The sequence below is a fragment of the Acinetobacter sp. YH12023 genome (genome assembly GCF_013420135.1).
Taxonomy (GTDB): Bacteria; Pseudomonadota; Gammaproteobacteria; order Pseudomonadales; family Moraxellaceae; genus Acinetobacter; species Acinetobacter amyesii.
The window spans coordinates 24,346-43,182 of record NZ_VOYU01000008.1 but is presented as its reverse complement, the minus strand read 5'-3'; the positions used below and the strand labels follow the sequence as shown (position 1 = coordinate 43,182).

The window sequence follows — 18,837 nt, the reverse complement described above, 5'->3', positions numbered from 1 at the left end:
ATTCGGTTTATCTTAAGGGTGTGAATAAGAAATAATTTTGCTCGACAGAACAATTCATGTGAGTAAGTTAAGACGAATCGCAACAAGAAATTAGTTTGTTAAGTGCTCGAAAGAGCTGTAAAGAAAAGAAGGGTACGCTATGCACATGCCATCGCCTAATACTGTAGCTCCCGCTCAAGGTTTATACCAACCGGATGAGTTTAAAGATAACTGTGGTTTCGGTTTAATCGCCCATATGCAGGGTGATGCAAGCCATGATCTCGTCAAAACCGCAATGCATAGTTTAAGTTGTATGACCCACCGTGGTGGTATTGCCGCAGATGGTAAAACCGGTGACGGCTGTGGTCTACTCCTTGCTATGCCAAAAGAATTTTTCCGTGAAGAAGCGAAAAAACTCAGTGACATTACATTGAGTGAAATCTTTGCTGTGGGTACGGTATTTCTAAACCTAGACCCTGCATTAGCCGCACATGCAAAACAAATTTTAACCAAAGAAATCGAAGACGAAGGTTGTAAAGTCATCGCTTGGCGTGTTGTGCCAACTAATAACGATGCGTTGGGTTCAATCGCGATGCAGTCATTGCCTGCATTTGAACAAATTATCGTGAATTGCCCAATGGGTGTTTCAGAGGTTGAATTCAACCGTAAGTTGGTGATGGCACGTCGTCGTGCAGAACAACAGCTGACTGCTGACCCATACTTCTATGTAACTACTTTATGCTCAACTGTGATCAGCTATAAAGGTTTGATGATGCCAGCAGCCATTGCTGATTTCTATACCGATCTTGCTGATGAGCGTCTAAAGTCACACATCGTAGTATTCCATCAGCGTTTCTCAACTAATACCTTGCCTCGTTGGCCATTGGCTCAGCCGTTCCGTTACTTAGCACACAATGGTGAGATCAATACCATTACTGCTAACCGCAACTGGGCAATGGCACGTACACCAAAATTTGAAAACCCATTATTGCCGGGTTTAACTGAGCTAAATCCAATTGTAAACCGTACAGGCTCGGATTCTTCAAGCTTAGATAATATGCTGGAAATCCTTGTTGGTGGCGGTATGGACTTGTTCCGTGCGCTACGTATGTTGGTTCCACCAGCTTGGCAAAACGTTGAAACTTTAGATGCGGATTTACGCGCATTCTATGAATTCAACTCGAAGCATATGGAAGCATGGGATGGTCCAGCAGGGCTGGTAATTCAAGATGGTCGTCATGCGATTTGTATGCTTGACCGTAATGGTTTACGTCCAGCACGTTGGGTAATTACCAAAAATGGTTACATCACATTGGCATCAGAAATTGGTGTTTGGGGTTATGAACCTGAAGACGTTGTATCTAAAGGTCGTGTCGGTCCGGGTCAAATCTTGGTGATTGATACCTTTACCGGCAAAATGCTCGATACTCAAGATGTGAGTAATCACCTCAAACGTATGCGTCCGTACCGTCAGTGGTTACGTGAAAACTCAGTACGTGTCCAAGGCAGTCCAGAGCTAGAAGAATATTTATGTGATCAAGGCTTAAAAGGTGATGACCTGAAAGCTTCACAAAAAATGTTCATGGTGACATTTGAAGAACGTGACCAATTGCTTCGTCCAATTGCTGAAAGCGGTCAGGAAGCCGTGGGCTCAATGGGTGATGATACGCCAATGGCAGTATTGTCTCGTCAAGTCCGCCATGTGTCTGACTACTTCCGTCAGCAGTTCGCTCAGGTTACGAATCCGCCAATCGATCCATTACGTGAATCGATCGTAATGTCGTTAGAGACATGCCTCGGCCGTGAACAAAATGTATTTGAACAAGGTCCAGAGCATGCAGATCGTCTGATCATTTCAAGCCCAGTATTGTCAAATTCGAAAATGCATCAAATCCGTACCCTTGGCCGTAAAGGTTACGAAATTGCAGACATCGACCTAAACTATGCAGAAGATGAAGGCTTAGAAGCTGCTATCGCGCGTATTTGTGAAGAATCAGCACAAGCGATTCGCGATGGAAAAACATTACTTGTATTGTCTGATAAGAAAATCCGTCAAGGTTTCTTACCTGCCAATGCCTTAATGGCAACTGGCGCGGTTCACCACTATTTAATCAATGTGGGTCTGCGTACTGATACCAACATTATTGTCGAAACTGGTTTGGCACGTGATGCACACCAGTTTGCGGTGATTCTTGGTTTCGGTGCGACAGCGATTTATCCGTACCTAGCTTATGACGTGATCAATGACTTAATCGCGAAAGGCGAGTTGTTGGGTGACCCAATCCATGCGCAAGCGAACTTCCGTAAAGGTATTGAGAAAGGCTTATTGAAAGTACTTTCTAAGATGGGTATTTCTACTGTTGCCTCTTACCGTGGCGGTCAGTTGTTTGAAGCAGTCGGCCTTTCTGATGAAGTGGTTGCAAAATGCTTTACTGGCGTACCGAGCCGTATTAAAGGCGCAACATTCTCTGATCTAGAAAATGACTTGAAAAAATTGGCAGATTTGGCGTGGAAATCACGTAAGCCAATCGATCAAGGCGGTATGCTTAAATTTGTATTCGGTAAGGAATATCACGCATTTAACCCAGACGTGATCAATGCGCTGCATAAATCTGTGCGTTCTGGTAATTATGCGGACTTTAAAGAATACGCAGAGCTAGTGAATAACCGTCCAATCGCGACGATTCGTGACTTATTTAAGCTAAAAACAGATCAATCGATTGCACTCGATCAAGTTGAATCCGTAGAAGAAATTCTGCCACGTTTTGACTCTGCAGGTATGTCTTTAGGTGCATTATCACCTGAAGCGCACGAAGCTATTGCAATCGCTATGAATACCATTGGTGGTCGCTCGAACTCAGGTGAGGGCGGTGAAGACCCAGCGCGTTACGGCACTATTCGTAACTCGAAAATCAAACAAATTGCATCTGGCCGTTTTGGTGTGACCCCTGCATATCTAACTTCTGCAGAAGTCCTTCAAATTAAAGTGGCACAAGGTGCAAAACCAGGTGAAGGTGGTCAGTTGCCGGGCGGTAAAGTGAATGGCTTAATTGCACGTTTACGTTACTCAGTACCGGGTGTGACATTAATTTCTCCGCCGCCGCATCACGACATCTACTCAATCGAAGATTTATCACAGTTAATTTTCGATTTAAAACAGGTTAACCCACAGGCGATGGTGTCAGTTAAGCTGGTTTCTGAGCCCGGTGTTGGTACGATTGCGGCAGGTGTGGCAAAAGCATACGCAGACTTCATTACCATTTCTGGTTATGACGGTGGTACAGCGGCTTCTCCACTTTCTTCAATTCACCATGCAGGTTCTCCATGGGAGCTTGGCCTATCTGAGGCACATCAAGCCCTTCGTGTGAATGACCTACGTGGCAAAGTCCGTGTACAAACTGATGGTGGCTTGAAAACAGGTCTAGACGTTGTGAAAGCAGCGATTCTTGGGGCAGAAAGTTTCGGTTTCGGTTCTACACCAATGATCGCATTGGGTTGTAAATACCTACGTATTTGCCACTTAAACAACTGTGCGACCGGTGTTGCAACACAACAAGATCATTTACGTCAGGAACACTATATCGGTGAGCCTGAAATGCTGATCAACTTCTTCCACTTTATTGCGGAAGAAACACGTGAATGGTTAGCAGCGCTAGGCGTTGCAAGTCTGAAAGATTTGATTGGCCGTACAGATTTACTGGAAATGCTTCCGGGTGAAACTGAAAAACATGCACACCTTGATTTGAGCGCATTGCTCCAATCGCATCCTGCGGCTGAAGGCAAAGCACAGTACTGTGAAGTACAAGGTAATGCACCATTCGATAAAGGTTTATTGGCTGAGAAAATGGTAGCTGAAATGCTGCCAGCGATTGAAGCAGGCACAGGCGGTGAATATAGCTTCACTATCGGTAACTGTGACCGTTCAATTGGCGCGCGTATTTCGGGTGAGATTGCAAAACGTTATGGCAACCTCAGTATGGAAGCGCACCCTGTTAAAGTTAAATTAACAGGGACTGCAGGTCAGTCATTGGGTGTTTGGAACGCCGGCGGTTTACACATCAGCCTAGAGGGTGATGCGAATGACTACGTGGGTAAAGGTATGGCTGGTGGTCGTATCTCGATCTTCCCACCGAAAGGTTCACCATTCCAAACGCAAAATACTGCAATCATTGGTAACACCTGTTTATATGGTGCAACAGGCGGTAAATTGTTTGCTGCAGGTACAGCAGGCGAGCGTTTTGCAGTACGTAACTCAGGTGCGTTTGCTGTGATTGAAGGTGCAGGCGACCACTGCTGTGAATACATGACAGGTGGTATCGTGACTGTATTGGGTAAAGTGGGTCATAACTTTGGTGCGGGTATGACAGGCGGTTTCGCTTATGTGCTCGACCTCGACAATGACTTTGTTGACCATTACAACCACGAACTGATTGAATTGAACCGTATCTCTACAGAATCGATGGAAGAACACAAAGAGTTCTTGTGCCGTATCTTAGATGAACATATTAAAGAAACAGGTAGTGCTTGGGCGTATAAGATCCGCAACGAGTTTGACTTCTATAGCCGCAAATTCTGGCTTGTGAAACCAAAAGCTGCTAATTTGCAGACTTTGTTGAAAACAACTCAAGCTGATCCACAATAATTCCACTACTGCAGATTTGATAGGCAGGTGTAAGTCAAAACATGCTTACACCTACCCACGGAGAGAGACATGGCAGAGCGCCTAAATAATGACTTTCAGTTCCTGGATGTAGCACGCCAAGATCCAGAGAAAAAAGATCTAGTTGTCCGCAAAGCAGAATTTGTGGAAATCTATAAACCGTTTACAGCTGAAGTTGCAAAAAACCAAACACACCGCTGCTTAGGTTGCGGTAACCCGTATTGTGAATGGAAATGTCCAGTACATAACTACATTCCAAACTGGTTAAAACTGATTGCAGAAGGTCGCATTTTCCAAGCGGCAGAATTGTGTCATCAAACCAACACCTTGCCTGAAGTTTGTGGTCGTGTGTGCCCGCAAGACCGTTTATGTGAAGGCGCGTGTACGCTAAATGACGGCTTTGGTGCAGTCACCATTGGTAATGCTGAAAAATACATTAACGATACGGCTTTTGCATTGGGCTGGCGTCCAGATATGTCACACGTTAAGTGGACAGACAAAAAAGTTGCGATTATTGGTGCAGGTCCTGCTGGCCTTGGCTGTGCTGATATTCTTGTACGTAATGGTGTGAAGCCAGTTGTATTCGACAAACGCCCTGAAATTGGTGGTTTGCTGACATTTGGTATTCCAGAATTCAAAATGGAAAAAGATGTGATGAAACGTCGCCGTGAGATTTTCTCTGGCATGGGCGTTGAATTCTGTCTAAATACTGAAATTGGTACAGATGTGACCATTGATCAGCTTTTGGCTGATTACGACGCTGTATTCATGGGTATGGGAACCTATACTTACATGAAGGGTGGTTTTGCGGGTGAAGATCTTGTTGGTGTGCATGATGCACTGGATTTCTTGATTGCCAATGTCAACCGTACGCAAGGTTGGGAAAAAGATCCATCTGAATACATCAGCATGGAAGGCAAAAAAGTGATTGTTCTGGGTGGTGGTGATACCGCGATGGACTGTAACCGCACCTCGATCCGTCAAGGTGCCGAATCCGTTGTCTGTGCCTACCGTCGTGACGAAGAAAACATGCCGGGTTCACGTCGTGAAGTGAAAAATGCGCGTGAAGAAGGCGTAGATTTCCAATTTAATCGTCAGCCAATTGAAATTGTAGGTGAAAACGGCAAAGTGACGGGTGTTAAAGTTGTGACTACACAGCTTGGCGCACCTGATAGTCGCGGTCGTCGAAGCCCTGAACCAGTTCCGGGTTCAGAAGAAATTTTACCAGCAGATGCAGTATTGCTTGCCTTCGGTTTCCGTACCAGCCCTGCAGATTGGTTTACTACATCAAACATCAGTATGGATGGTTCAGGTCGTGTCATTGCTGCTGAACAGCAAGAATTTAAGTTCCAAACATCGAATCCGAAAATTTTTGCCGGCGGTGATATGGTCCGGGGATCTGACCTTGTGGTAACCGCAATCTGGGAAGGTCGCCAAGCTGCAGAAGGTATTCTTGACTACTTAGATGTTTAAGTCACGATATGCCAGTCCTTGTAATGGATTAATTCAAAAACCCGCTTCGGCGGGTTTTTTATTTTTTGGAATTTACCTCAAATGACACGTGAATGGATTTTGCAGATAAATACGCTGAAAAGTTGTCAGACAGCGCTTTAGAATGGTGAATTATGCAAATGTGCTAGCACATTTTGCCATGTGTGAAAGAGCTTAGGAATTACATACTGCGATCATGATCTAAATCTTAGGAAGCGACAATGACGCAAGTGACGACACAAAAAACATATCTAAATCGTCCTAAAGCCATTGGCATTACGGTACGTCGAGCACAATTCAATCCTAAAGCGATTCGCAGGCATTATTTTGCCAACTCACCGGTTATGTCGCATTTGTTGACGGCATTGTCATCGACCTTTCCCATTGGTGAGCAATTCTTTGTGCATAGCGTGCGTAATGTACGCGATAAAGTCAGTGATGAAAAATTACAAGCTGAGATCGCGGCATTCATTGGGCAAGAAGCGATGCATTCCAAAGCCCATGCTGAATTTAACGATGCTTGGCGCAGTGAAAGCTATAATTTAGATCGTTTCCAAGCATGGCTGGCACGTAAAGATAGCTATGTAAAAAACTTACATCCAAAAATACAGTTGGCAATTACCTGTGCATTTGAACATTTTACCGCTTTGCTTGGTGGTTATATTTTAAGACATCCTGAAGTATTAAGTACTTTAGATGATGATGCAGTGAAACTTTGGGTTTGGCATGCGATTGAAGAAATTGAGCATCGCGCAGTGGCATTTGATGTATATCAACATGTCTATGGAGATGACAAAATACGCCGCATGATTATGCGCAGTGTGACCACGGGTTTTGCAAGTCTTACGTTTTATTCTGCAACGAAGCTATTTATGCAGGATAAGAAAAAAAGTTTGCCGAAGGTTGGTGGAAATATATTCGGGGCGTATTTATTGGCAAAAATGTTTATTCAATTGACGCCAGAATATTTGTCATATTACAAAGCAGAATTCCATCCGAGCGAAATTGATTACAGTCAGATCGTGAACTATTGGAAAGAACGCCTTGCTGATGAATATCAAATGGAAAGTTTTCAGACTGAAATTACACCGCAATTGTATAGTTAATTCAAAATGTTAAAAAAGCCCGAGTTGTGGGCTTTTTTTAATGCTAAATATTTTTCGAGTAGATCAGTTTAATCACAAAGAAAATACATAATTCATTCGAAAAATAGGGTTAGAATGAATTTATTTAAACAATTACAAATAAATACTTGAGGTTAAGGGTTATGAATTCAATGAAAAAAAGCATGCTCGCAATCGCATTAGTCAGTACATTGACCCTGAGTGGTTGTGGCTATAACACATTACAAGTCAAAGACGAGGCCGTTACAGCAGCATGGTCTGAAGTACAAAACCAATATCAACGCCGTGCAGATTTGGTACCTAATCTTGTCAATGTGGTTAAAGGCTACGCGAAACATGAGGAACAAGTACTGACCGAAGTGACTCAAGCACGTGCCAATGTTGCAGGCTTAAAAGTGGATAAGGAAGTTTTGGAAGATCCAGCACTGTTCCAAAAATATCAAGAAGCTCAAGCGCAGATGACCAGCGCACTTTCTCGTTTAATTGCAGTCTCGGAAAATTATCCAGACTTAAAAGCCAATGAGCAATTCCGTGATTTACAGGTACAGCTTGAAGGCACTGAAAACCGAATTGCTGTCGCACGTAATCGCTACATTACTACGGTACAAGACTTTAACGGCTATGCACGCCAGTTCCCGCAAGTGATGACGGCTAAAGTCATTGGCATGGATACTAAACCTAACTTTAGCGCAGAGCAAAGTGCACAAACTGCACCGAAAGTTGATTTTAATTAATTGGCGTCACTGCATTGTGAGGTGGGCTGATGGTGGATTTTGAGCTAAAACATACAGGTTTGTTGTGGTTGCAGCGCATGGTTTTAGCATGCTTATTGTGTGTGGTGGGTTTCACACATGCTGAAACTGCCACCGCTACAGATGTAGATGCTGAAACAGTTGTTGTCGGTAAAATATTAAAAGATCAGCAGTCAGCTACGCAAAAAGAAACAACAGCACAGCCTGAAATCAAAATTCAGCAGCCGGATATCGCCAATGATATGGCAGATGGCGAGTCGATTCGTGGCTTGCCGACGCTAAATGAACCGGTAGTTGATCAGGCAAATTTACTTTCGGCTGTTGAAAAGCAAGCCATTAGTCAGAAAATTCTACAGTTGCACGAACAAGGTAAGGCACAAATTGGTGTCGTGATTGTGCCAACCACAGGTCAAGAAGATATTTTTGATTACGCCATGCGTGTTGCAGAAAAATGGCAACTCGGTTCAGCAAAACGTGACAATGGGATATTGATGGCGATTGCTGTGAATGATCACAGAATACAAATCCTGACGGGTTATGGGCTGGAAGGAATCATGCCCGATATCATCGTTAGTCGAATTATCCGTAATCAAATCACACCGTATTTTAAGCAAGCCCAATATGCTCAAGGCATAGATGCTGGCTTAACGGAAATAACACGTATTTTAAATCAAGACCCTGAAGTTGCCGCTCAAGCGGCCCAAGAGCTGAAAGAACGTCAGGAACAAGCCTTACACGAGCAACAAGCCAAAGAGAAAACGTTTACAACGGTTCTCATCATTTTGGTGATTGGTATTTTTGCATCCTTTATTGTGGGTAAGCGCTTAAGTGCGTCAACTGCTGCTGTTGCAGGTACCGTTGCGGGTTTGGTCAATGGTGCAGGTCTACTCACCAGTCTGTTGATGGGTGGAGCAATTTTCTTTCTACTCATAACTGCTATTGCTCAAACCATTTTTCAAATGTTCCTTGCCGGTGGTAGTGGGGGTGGTGGCCGTAGCGGAGGTGGTGGCTTTGGTGGCGGAGGCTATAGTGGGGGCGGTGGTGGCTTTGGCGGTGGGGGAGCATCAGGTTCATGGTAACGAAAACAGAAACAACAGAAATTGTCACCTGTTCTAAAACACAGGAAATACAGCAACCAAGTTTTAAACGCTGGTTGAAGCACTTTTTTTATATGCCTGCAGCAAACCGGTTTTTTAATAAGCAAGATCAGCAGGCCATTGCACAAGCGGTGACAGAAGCTGAGCATGGCCATGTGGGCGAAATACAGGTGGTGATCGAAGGGCATATTCCTTCGAACCAAGCCTATTATCAAAATACCCGTGCACGTGCTGAACAGCTCTTTGCTGAACTGGGTGTGTGGGATACAGAATTTAATAGTGGTGTTTTGCTTTATTTAAACTTGTGTGAACGTCAGGTGGAAATTGTGATTGATCGCGGGATGAGGCAGGCGACCGATGCCCAAGTATGGCAGGATATTTGCGCGCGAATTATCCAAAGCATGCAAAATAAACAATACCGAATAGCTTTGACGGTTGGTGTAAAAGAGATTGGTGAAGTGATGGATCACTTTTATGCAGGGAAGTCTGTAGATCGAAATAATGAAATCGCAAATGCGCCAATAATTTTGCGCTAAAAAACGGTGATAAAGTGACACAAATCGTCACTTTTAAACACAAAAAGAGACGCAATGATTACAAAAAATAAAAATATTTTTTTAAAGTGCTGTTTTTTCTGTCATTTTCACTATAATAAATCTTGGCACGCTCTGTGCTATTTATAAAACAAGCTACATAGCTTTATTAAATAATTAAATTAAAAAACATTTGTGGAGAATGTTATGAACGCTCAAAAAGGTTTTACCCTTATTGAATTAATGATCGTTGTTGCAATTATCGGTATTCTTGCTGCGATTGCGATTCCTCAATACCAAAATTACATCGCTAAGTCTCAAGTTAGCCGTGCTATGGCGGAACTAGGTGCTCTTAAAACAGCTTATGAAGATTGTTTAAATAATGGTAACAGTGCTGCTAAAAAATGTGCAATGGGTTGGACCGCTTCAAATATTCTAACTCAAACAACACCGGGAATTGAAGCAGATGGTACTAATACGGCGGCACTTGCTGAAGACGGTACTATCGTTGGTACATTCAGTGGTAATGCTGCAGAGACTTTGAAAGCTTCTACGGCTAAAACGGTAACTTGGACGCGTACTGCGGCGGGTGCTTGGTCGTGTACTACTACTGCACCTACTAAATATGCTCCAAGCGGTTGTCCTGGTGTTTAATTAATATTTTAGTATTTTGTTAAGATAATATGCTAAGTACTTGGATATGATTTTAACAATTGAAAAAGCTCTCCTTGTGAGGGCTTTTTTATTAAAATTTAGGGGAAATTATGGAAAATTCTAAACGTGTACAATTTTTTAAGTTACATTTTTTAATATCCTTTTTATGTGCATTATTGATTTTATATTTTATCAATTTTATTTGGTACCCTGCACCTTTGGCTATAGAAGAAGGCGTTGGTACTATTGCAATAATGATTATTACGATAGATATAATTATTGGACCTATGCTTACTTTGTTGGTGTATAAAGATGGCAAAAAAAGTTTGAAAACTGATCTTAGTATAATTATTTTTATTCAGATTTTAGCAATAGGTTATGGTTTGTTTAGTGTGGCATCTTCTCGGCCAGTTTGGATTGCTCAGAATGGCAGTATCTTTCAGCTTGTTAGGGCTAATGCTATCTTACCTAAAGATCAAGAGATGGCGGGTAAATTATATGAAAAGAACGGATGGGGGAAACCTCAATGGGTTAGTGTAAATGATCATCATCCTAGGTATGAATATTATGCGGAACAGACACTCGTACCTAACTTATATACTGATTTAGATATCGCTGTGCCAAGAATTCAAAAATATGCTCAAAGTTTAGAAAGTTTATATACATTTAATAAAGCTAAGGAAGTAGATCGAGAGTTGAAAAAATTTCCATTAGCCAATTCATGGATGCCTTTACGAACTACTGGTTTGGGTTTAGTGGTACTACTTGATAAACAAAACGGTTCAATTATTGGAATTTCAAATTTAAGGCCTTGGAAATAAACACATACGATAAGACTAAATTTGTCACATATTTTTGAACTATACTTTTTCTGATGTAATTTTATTTTAGCATAATAATTCTAGATCGATTTTATTGAAATTTAAAGTAAAATTAATTTTGAATACTAATAAATTTTAAATATTTAAAGTATTCTGACTTGAAATATTATTTTGGGTTGACTTTGATTGAACTGATGATTATTGTGGCAATTATTGATGTTATATTAGCAATTTCTATTCCTCTATATCAAGGGTATGTCGCTAAGTCTCCGATTGCAGCAGCATTAGCTAAATTGAATGGTGCTAAAACTCAATATGAGTTAATTATTAATGGAGTCTCTGATTCTTCAAGTAATAATTTTACTATCGAAAACATGTTTTTTTAATGATGAAAAGTCTAATATTTGCATTTATGTTATAAATTCACCATTTACAAGTGGTGTGGTTGATGAAGTATTTGTATGTCAAATAAATTACGTTGCGAGTGCAATACAAGTGTATGTTTGATTCGAGATGCGTCAGCGAGTTGGTCATGCACTACCTCTGTAGAAATTCCAGATAAATATAAGCCGAACAGTTGTATAAAAATTTATTATAAAACCCGCATCCGCGGGTTTTTTATTAAGTTTAAATCTGACTTTGAATATAATTTTCTATACCCACAGAATCAACAAGGTCTAGCTGTGTCGTAGTCCAATCCAACCATTCTTCTTCTTTCTCTAAAATTTCTTGAGCCAGATCTCGAGTGACATAATCTAACTGTTCTTCTGCTAGTTTAACTGCAGTTTGAATGGCTTCAATGTTCTCTTTGACTTTACGCACATCACAATTCAGTACTTCAACCGTGTGTTGACCAATATACAGCTTACCGAGGTGCTGCAAGTTTGGCAGGCCTTCTAAAAATAGAATACGTTCAATAATTTTATCGGCATGCTTCATTTGACGGATTGATTCTTTATATTCTGCTGAACCAAGTTTCTCAATGCCCCAATCGTTAAACATCCGTGAATGAAGAAAATATTGGTTAATTGCAGTTAAATGATGATAAAGCACCTGATTTAACTGATTAATTACATCACGATTGCCTTTCATGTCTGACTCCTTAACTGCAATAAAGCTCGAACTAAGCAATATAACTTCGATATTAGAATAGAAATATCTTAAACAACAAAGTGTAATTTAGCGAGTGTTTTATAGAACAGCAAATGAAAATCACAATCAAAACAAGGCGCTAATTTTCAGGGTTTTAATAAATAAAAACCCGCTTAGAGTCAGAAGCGGGGGAGGAGGAATGGTCTGAGACCATTGGTTTTATAATTATGATTGTTGAGGAAATTTAAAAGCTTGGTTTATGCAGCAATTGCGATCCGGGCTGCAATTTGCGCAACTTCATCACTGATGATCATACGAGCTTCAGGAGCACAGCGACCACAACAGGTGCCTAAATCGAGCATATCGCGAACTTCACGATAGCTTTCTGCACCATTGGCAATTGCATCTTTAATGTCTTGATCAGTAATACCACGGCACAAACAAACGTACATGAATCAAACCAAGTGAATAAATGGGATAAGTAATATTATTGATAATTATTATCGTTTGTCAATAAAAATCATTTAAAAATGCTTTTAAAGTGATTGGGTTTTTGAATAAAAAATGTCATTTAAGCGGAAATCTGAGTAATGCTCAGATTTCCATGTGAGGCTTTTGTTCTTTTAGAATGTGATATTTAGTGAAGGGTTTAAGCGATGTTTACTAACTTATTGATTAATAATCACCACGCCATCCATTTCAACTAGGGCACCTTTTGGTAGGCTAGCTACACCGAGTGCTGCGCGTGCTGGGTAAGGTTGAGCAAAGTATTCGCCCATAATTTGGTTGACCAATTGGAAGTTAGAAAGGTCAGTGAGGAAAATATTCAGCTTAGCGATATCTGCTAGCGTACCACCTGCAGCTTCACATACTGCTTTTAAGTTGTCGAATACACGGCGAATTTGAGCTTCAATGCCTTCTACCAGCTCCATGCTATATGGATCTAAGCCAATTTGACCTGATAAATACAAAGTGTCGCCCACTAAAATGGCTTGTGAGTAAGTACCAATTGCAGCGGGTGCATTTTCAGTATGGATTACCTGGCGGGACATCTATTTCTCCTATTATCATCACAGACACAGCACATATACATATGCGGTGTCAGGTTAGCTGGCAACTTTCGCAGGCTCAGCAATGGCAACAGGTTGTGCCAAACGACTGATGCGTGGGAAGCCAAAATTCATTCTTAAATTACGGATAATTTCGGCAATTTGTTTACGATTGTGTACAACAATATTCACATAGGTTTTTTCTTCATGTGAACGGACAGTTTCTACACCGACTTTTTCTTTACGGCATAGATAGATCAGCTCTGAAATTTGTTCATCATTTAACAGCATGTTTAAGCATAAATAGGCTGTAAAACTAATGTCCTCACTGTCTTCTGTAGTCCAGTGTAAAGGCATGATATTTTCAGGATGTAAATGCTGTTCATGCAATAAGTTGTGACAACGTGAACGGTGCACAATCAAACCACGACGCGATAAATGACCTTGAATGGGATCGCCTAAAACCGGGTTACAGCAGTGCGCATATTTAACGTCGACACCATCAGTACCCAAGATTAAGCGTGCAGAGTTTGAAGTCTGAATGGTATCTTGAGCATATAAATGATTGGCAACCAATTGAGGTAGTAAGTCCCCCACAGCAATCTGTTCAAATAATTGTTCTTTATCATTTAAATGACGCCAATTCAGCACATTTTCCCAATCCGCTAATGTCAAATCACTTACAGAACGGTTAAAGAGTTTTAATGCGCGATTTAAAGCTTGCTGACCAACTAAACGTTGTTCATCTTGGTCTTGGTCACGGAGGATATTTTGTAACGCGCGGCGGGCTTTTTGGGTATTAATAAAGCTTAGCCAGTCAGGGTTTGGTGTTGCAAGAACATCAGTAATAATTTCAATCACTTGACCACTCAGTAATGGTGTTGAAAGGGGCTTGGTTTCCCCATCAATTTTCGCACCAACGGCATGGTTGCCCAAAAATAAGCTTGCTGAATAAGCGAAATCAACCGCTGTGGCACCCTGAGGGAGTTCATGCAAATGACCATGTGGGGTATAAACCCAAATTTTCTCTTGATGTAGATAATCGAGTAATTCACTAAATGTGGTCTTGGCACATGCGCCATCGACTAACACGTTTAAATTTTGCATGGAGGCTTGGATCGCTGAGCGACAAGCTTGTGGTGCATTTTCACCGAGAACCACACCAAAGCGCGCCGCTTTACGCATCAACTCCGTTTGGATGGTCAGAGACAAAATAGTCTTTTCGCCTTTTAAGCGCATCATCAGTGACTGGTTGCCACCGGGTAACGGGCGACGGATATGATCGGCGTAATTAAGAACTTTAAAGCTTTCTTTGAGAATGTCAGCAAGTCGGTCACAGTCTGCGATGCTTTGTAAAATAATTTCAAAGGCATGACTATGGGTGAGCTCTTGCAGATCGATATCGTTTTTTACAAAGTGGCGAAGTAATTCAATATTATTATTTTTCTTTTTAATTCGACCTGAAATATGGTGCTGTTCTAGTAGGGTGGTAAGGTTGTTTTCCCACTTGGTTTGGTATTCGCAGCGTTTCGGTTTGGTTTGTAATAGAGCTTCTTGGACATTGTTATACATATCTAAGTCTAGATTTTGATAACACAAATGTTCAAGGTTGTCGGCCATTTCATTCATACCGACAAGGCGTGCCATAGGCACAAAAATTTCAAAGGTTTCTTGGGCAATACGAGCACGCTTATCGGGGCGTAAAGCACCCAGTGTGGTCATATTGTGATAGCGATCTGCCAGTTTAATAATAATGACACGTGGGTCTTGTAGGGTGGCTTGCAGAATTTTACGGAAGGATGCAGCTTTATTATATTCTTTATCGCTAGAATGGCTGAGTTTGGTGACGCCATCGACGAGTTCAGCAACGGTCAGACCAAATTTTTCAGTAATATCTTGTTTGGTAAATTCAGTATCTTCGATGACATCATGTAGTAAAGCAGCCATTAAAGTTTCCGCATCAAGACGCATATGCGCCAAAATACAGCTCACCGCAATTGGGTGAAGGATGTAGGGTTCGCCACTTTTACGTGTAATGCCATCATGGGCAATATCCGCATAGTCGCAAGCTTCAAGCACGCGTTCGACATCACTTACTGAAAGGTAAGCGTCGATAATCACATTTAACTGTTGCTTGGCTTGGCTGACCATTGGGCCTGGCATAGAACACCCTTTTACTACTAATTTACAAATGAAACGGTTAATACTTTAATGAAATGCATATCGCATGACTTGTCAATTTTTTAGTTTAAAAAAATGAAAATCTTTTTTGCTTGCTTTGCACTTCTTAAGCTTATGTTATAACTGTTCTGAGTAAAATATTAAAGAGAATCCATAAAAAAAGCCTAGTTAAAAACTAGGCTTTTAAGGTCAGGTTTATCTTATTGGAAAGAAAAACCGTCTAAGTTTAGGTTATTTGCAGAAAGTGCAAGGTCTAAACTTGAAGTTTGGTAGTCTTGTTCACGTTGTTTCAAAATGTCTTTAGAAACGTGACCCGCTGCGATTTCACGAAGAGCAACAACGGTTGGTTTGTCATTGTCCCACTCAACAGTAGGTTCGATACCTTGACGTGCCAATTGACGCGCGCGTTTGCTTGCCACTAGTACAAGCTCAAAGCGGTTGTCTACATGGTCTAAACAATCTTCAACGGTTACGCGTGCCATAAGAATTCTCGTTTGAATATAAATTTTTAACAGACTGTGCAGTATAAGGTGCTTTGTCTATAGACTCAAGTTTTAATCACTGTTCCGTAGGGGTGATTAATTTCTCAATCAATTTTTCGTGACGCATGGCCTGTTGTTTTAAAACAAGACGATTGGCAATAATCACGGACTCTAAGTCATGCAGTGCTTTATTAAAGTCATCATTAATAATGATATAGTCAAAATTAACGTATTGCTGCATATCTTCTACGGCACAGCTAAGACGATGTTCAATGACTTCAACAGAGTCTGTACCACGATTGGATAAACGTTGACGTAAATCGAACTGACTCGGAGGGAGAATAAAAATTTGTCTAGATTCAGGAAAAAGTTTACGAACCTGTTCAGCACCTTGCCAGTCAATTTCAAGTAAAACGTCATGACCTTTGGCCAATTGTTCTTTTACTGTGCGCTGTGCAGTACCGTAATAATTACCAAAAACTTCTGCATATTCAATGAAGCCACCTTCATTTACTAAAGATAGAAAATCTTCTTTTTTTGCAAAATGGTAATGTACGCCGTCTAATTCGCCAGGACGCTGACCACGAGTGGTATGAGAAACAGAGACATGTAAATTGTTTACACGTTCAAGCAGGGCTTTAACGAGGGATGTTTTGCCCGTTCCCGAAGCAGCAGAAACGACAAACAAGAGACCCGACATGATATTTTTCCTGATATGATAAAATATCTTCTCTATTTTAGAGCAGACGCGCGCCAAACAAAATAGTCAGACGTCTATTGTTTACATTTATTTCAAGTGATACCCGTAAAATTGAGTGGGCATTGAGGATTCTATGGAAATTGTTTTAGCCAATCCACGCGGTTTCTGTGCAGGTGTTGATCGCGCCATCGCGATTGTGAACCGTGCACTGGAATGCTTTAACCCCCCAATATATGTGCGTCATGAGGTAGTACATAATAAATTTGTGGTGGACGACTTGCGTCAACGCGGTGCGATATTTGTGGATGAACTGGATGAAGTGCCTGATGACAATATCGTGATCTTCAGTGCGCATGGTGTATCTAAAGCGGTACAACAAGAAGCTGAGCGCCGTGGGCTAAAAGTTTTTGATGCGACTTGCCCTTTGGTGACTAAGGTACATATAGAAGTGACCAAGTATGCCCGTGAAGGTGTGGAAGCAATTTTGATTGGTCATGAAGGTCACCCAGAAGTTGAAGGGACAATGGGTCAGTATGACACCAAAAATGGTGGTTCGATTTATTTGGTTGAAGATGAACAAGATGTTGCTGATCTAAAAGTGGTGCATCCTGAAAAAGTAGCGTTTGTAACTCAGACCACGCTTTCTATCGATGACACAGCAAAAGTGATTGATGCCCTACGTCAGAAGTTCCCTGAAATTCAGGGGCCGCGCAAAGATGATATTTGTTATGCCACTCAAAACCGCCAAGATGCCGTACGTGATCTGGCTGAGCAGTGTGATGTTGTATTGGTTGTGGGTTCGCCGAACTCTTCGAATTCGAACCGATTACGTGAATTGGCAGAACGGATGGGTAAGCATGCGTATTTAGTGGACAATGCCGATCAGTTACAGCAAGAATGGTTTAATGAACAGACTAAAATTGGTGTAACTGCAGGAGCATCTGCACCTGAAATTTTAATTAAACAGGTAATTCAGCGCTTACAAGATTGGGGAGCAAAAGCACCGCAAGAACTGGATGGTCGTGAAGAAAATATTACATTTAGTTTACCAAAAGAGTTACGTATTCCTGTAACTCAGGCATAAAGTGTTAATGACTTAACATTCTGAATTTTTTAAGAATTGACAGATAATTGCTTTTTGGCAATTATCTGTTTTTTTATGCCTTTTATCCTAATTTGTGTTTGTTTTGTAATTTAATTAGATATTATTTTTAATAGGGTAAAGTTTGGCGCGCCTTGGGGGGAGTATGCAGAAAAATAATGGATTTACGTTAATTGAGCTGATTGTGACAATTGCTGTGATAGCAATTATTGCGGGAATGGCAGCGCCATTTATGAATAATATGCTTTTAAATCAGAATCTAAATAAAAGTACGAATACTTTAATCTCGGTAATGAATGAGGCAAGAGCTCAAGCTGTATTAAATCGTCAAAATGTAGAGGTTGATCTTTCATTAAATACTGTTACCCCGAGTAGCGCTGAAAAAGAAAAAATGAGAGAAAAGCTTTTGTTTGGGTGGAGTCCTTCTGGTAAATCTGAATTAAAAACATCAGTTAGCCCTATTGTATTTGATATGACAGGAAGAGTGAGTAGTTCAATGACTGACGTAGTCATTGAAGTCTGTAACGAAAATTCCGGAGAGAAATCAAAGATAATTACGATTTCAAGAATGGGGATAATTCAACAAATTGTAGAGGGTACTTGCTAATGCATCATTACATATCAGTACAGAAAGGTTTGGGATTGATGGAGGTCCTAGTCGCGCTATTAGTGCTAGCAATAGGCGTGCTTGGATTTATTGCATTGCAATATCGTGCAATTGAGGCATCGGCTGAAAGTACCTATCGAGTAGAAGGCATGAGTTTGGCTCGTGATTTTGCCGAGCGCATTCGTGTAAATCGGGGTGCTTTGGAAAAATATAAGTCTGAAATAACAACGCCGGCTGAACAAAAAACGTCTACTAAAAACTGTTATCAGACCGCATGTGATGCAGATGAAATGGCTGATTTTGATGTTTCTGAAATTGTTAAAAAAGCACATGAAAAAGCTATGGCAGTAAATTTGATCGATTGTCAGGGGAATGATGATGGTCGTGCATGTATATATGTCGCGTGGGGGGAGACAAGCCCGACGAATGAAACGGATGCAGGGGCTGGTGGATGTACTAACTCGACTTCTTATGATCCAAGTTCAACATGCCTGATCATGGAGGTGTACTAAT

The 18,837-nt window shown here is 41.1% G+C and carries 18 protein-coding genes; 12 read left to right on the top strand and 6 right to left on the bottom strand.

Translation table 11 applies throughout. From position 1 onward, the window contains the following. Positions 1–145 precede the first annotated feature (145 nt). The 9 genes from gltB to FTT92_RS16810 all read left to right on the top strand — a co-directional run bounded on the left by gltB (position 146) and on the right by FTT92_RS16810 (position 11,497). Positions 146–4,621, top strand: coding sequence for a glutamate synthase large subunit (gltB, locus tag FTT92_RS10020; RefSeq protein WP_180172049.1), 4,476 nt, complete (start codon positions 146–148; stop codon positions 4,619–4,621). 69 nt (positions 4,622–4,690) lie between these two features. Further along, positions 4,691–6,112 (top strand): FAD-dependent oxidoreductase, encoded by a 1,422-nt coding sequence (locus FTT92_RS10015; RefSeq protein ID WP_180172048.1) that lies wholly within the window; start codon positions 4,691–4,693, stop codon positions 6,110–6,112. A gap of 239 nt (positions 6,113–6,351) precedes the next feature. Continuing rightward, the gene (locus tag FTT92_RS10010; protein ID WP_180172047.1) at positions 6,352–7,236 is read left to right on the top strand and encodes a metal-dependent hydrolase; all 885 of its coding nucleotides are present in this window, start codon (positions 6,352–6,354) and stop codon (positions 7,234–7,236) included. Positions 7,237–7,397: 161 nt separating this feature from the next. Further along, positions 7,398–7,988, top strand: coding sequence for a LemA family protein (locus FTT92_RS10005; RefSeq protein ID WP_078189372.1), 591 nt, complete (start codon positions 7,398–7,400; stop codon positions 7,986–7,988). Positions 7,989–8,017: 29 nt separating this feature from the next. Then, positions 8,018–9,085, top strand: a complete 1,068-nt coding sequence (locus FTT92_RS10000; protein ID WP_180172046.1) for a TPM domain-containing protein — start codon at positions 8,018–8,020, stop codon at positions 9,083–9,085. Beyond that, positions 9,079–9,639 (top strand): TPM domain-containing protein, encoded by a 561-nt coding sequence (locus FTT92_RS09995; RefSeq protein WP_180172045.1) that lies wholly within the window; start codon positions 9,079–9,081, stop codon positions 9,637–9,639. Before FTT92_RS10000 ends, FTT92_RS09995 begins: the two co-directional genes overlap by 7 nt. 204 nt (positions 9,640–9,843) lie before the next feature. Next, positions 9,844–10,290 (top strand): pilin, encoded by a 447-nt coding sequence (locus tag FTT92_RS09990; protein ID WP_180172044.1) that lies wholly within the window; start codon positions 9,844–9,846, stop codon positions 10,288–10,290. 110 nt (positions 10,291–10,400) lie between these two features. Then, positions 10,401–11,111: a TfpX/TfpZ family type IV pilin accessory protein gene (gene tfpZ, locus FTT92_RS09985; protein WP_180172043.1), complete on the top strand. Its 711-nt coding sequence runs from the start codon at positions 10,401–10,403 to the stop codon at positions 11,109–11,111. A 194-nt stretch (positions 11,112–11,305) separates the two neighbouring features. Beyond that, positions 11,306–11,497 carry a hypothetical protein gene (locus FTT92_RS16810; RefSeq protein ID WP_180172042.1) on the top strand — a complete coding sequence of 64 codons (192 nt, stop codon included), beginning with the start codon at positions 11,306–11,308 and terminating at the stop codon, positions 11,495–11,497. Between the two features lie 241 nt (positions 11,498–11,738). On the opposite strand, the gene bfr is transcribed toward FTT92_RS16810, so the two are convergent. From bfr to gmk, 6 genes are all read right to left on the bottom strand, one after another. Next, positions 11,739–12,203 carry a bacterioferritin gene (gene bfr, locus FTT92_RS09975; protein WP_180172041.1) on the bottom strand — a complete coding sequence of 155 codons (465 nt, stop codon included), beginning with the start codon at positions 12,201–12,203 and terminating at the stop codon, positions 11,739–11,741. 257 nt (positions 12,204–12,460) lie between these two features. Further along, entirely contained in the window at positions 12,461–12,655 is a 195-nt protein-coding gene (locus FTT92_RS09970) for a bacterioferritin-associated ferredoxin (protein WP_078192519.1), read from the bottom strand. 216 nt (positions 12,656–12,871) lie between these two features. Beyond that, on the bottom strand, positions 12,872–13,255 hold the full coding sequence (locus FTT92_RS09965) for a RidA family protein (RefSeq protein WP_078189365.1): 384 nt from the start codon (positions 13,253–13,255) through the stop codon (positions 12,872–12,874). A gap of 54 nt (positions 13,256–13,309) precedes the next feature. Beyond that, positions 13,310–15,415: a bifunctional (p)ppGpp synthetase/guanosine-3',5'-bis(diphosphate) 3'-pyrophosphohydrolase gene (locus tag FTT92_RS09960; protein WP_180172040.1), complete on the bottom strand. Its 2,106-nt coding sequence runs from the start codon at positions 15,413–15,415 to the stop codon at positions 13,310–13,312. Between the two features lie 218 nt (positions 15,416–15,633). Further along, positions 15,634–15,915, bottom strand: a complete 282-nt coding sequence (rpoZ, locus tag FTT92_RS09955) for a DNA-directed RNA polymerase subunit omega (RefSeq protein WP_067762989.1) — start codon at positions 15,913–15,915, stop codon at positions 15,634–15,636. Between the two features lie 76 nt (positions 15,916–15,991). Next, entirely contained in the window at positions 15,992–16,615 is a 624-nt protein-coding gene (gmk, locus tag FTT92_RS09950) for a guanylate kinase (RefSeq protein ID WP_078192517.1), read from the bottom strand. Between the two features lie 133 nt (positions 16,616–16,748). Here gmk and ispH point away from each other — a divergent pair, with 133 nt between their 5' ends. The 3 genes from ispH to pilV all read left to right on the top strand — a co-directional run bounded on the left by ispH (position 16,749) and on the right by pilV (position 18,836). Continuing rightward, complete coding sequence (gene ispH, locus FTT92_RS09945; protein WP_078189362.1) at positions 16,749–17,699, top strand: 4-hydroxy-3-methylbut-2-enyl diphosphate reductase; 951 nt, start codon at positions 16,749–16,751, stop codon at positions 17,697–17,699. A 163-nt stretch (positions 17,700–17,862) separates the two neighbouring features. Continuing rightward, positions 17,863–18,324, top strand: a complete 462-nt coding sequence (locus FTT92_RS09940; protein WP_078189361.1) for a GspH/FimT family protein — start codon at positions 17,863–17,865, stop codon at positions 18,322–18,324. Further along, complete coding sequence (pilV, locus tag FTT92_RS09935; protein ID WP_078189360.1) at positions 18,324–18,836, top strand: type IV pilus modification protein PilV; 513 nt, start codon at positions 18,324–18,326, stop codon at positions 18,834–18,836. Before FTT92_RS09940 ends, pilV begins: the two co-directional genes overlap by 1 nt. The last annotated feature ends 1 nt before the right edge of the window (position 18,837 follow it).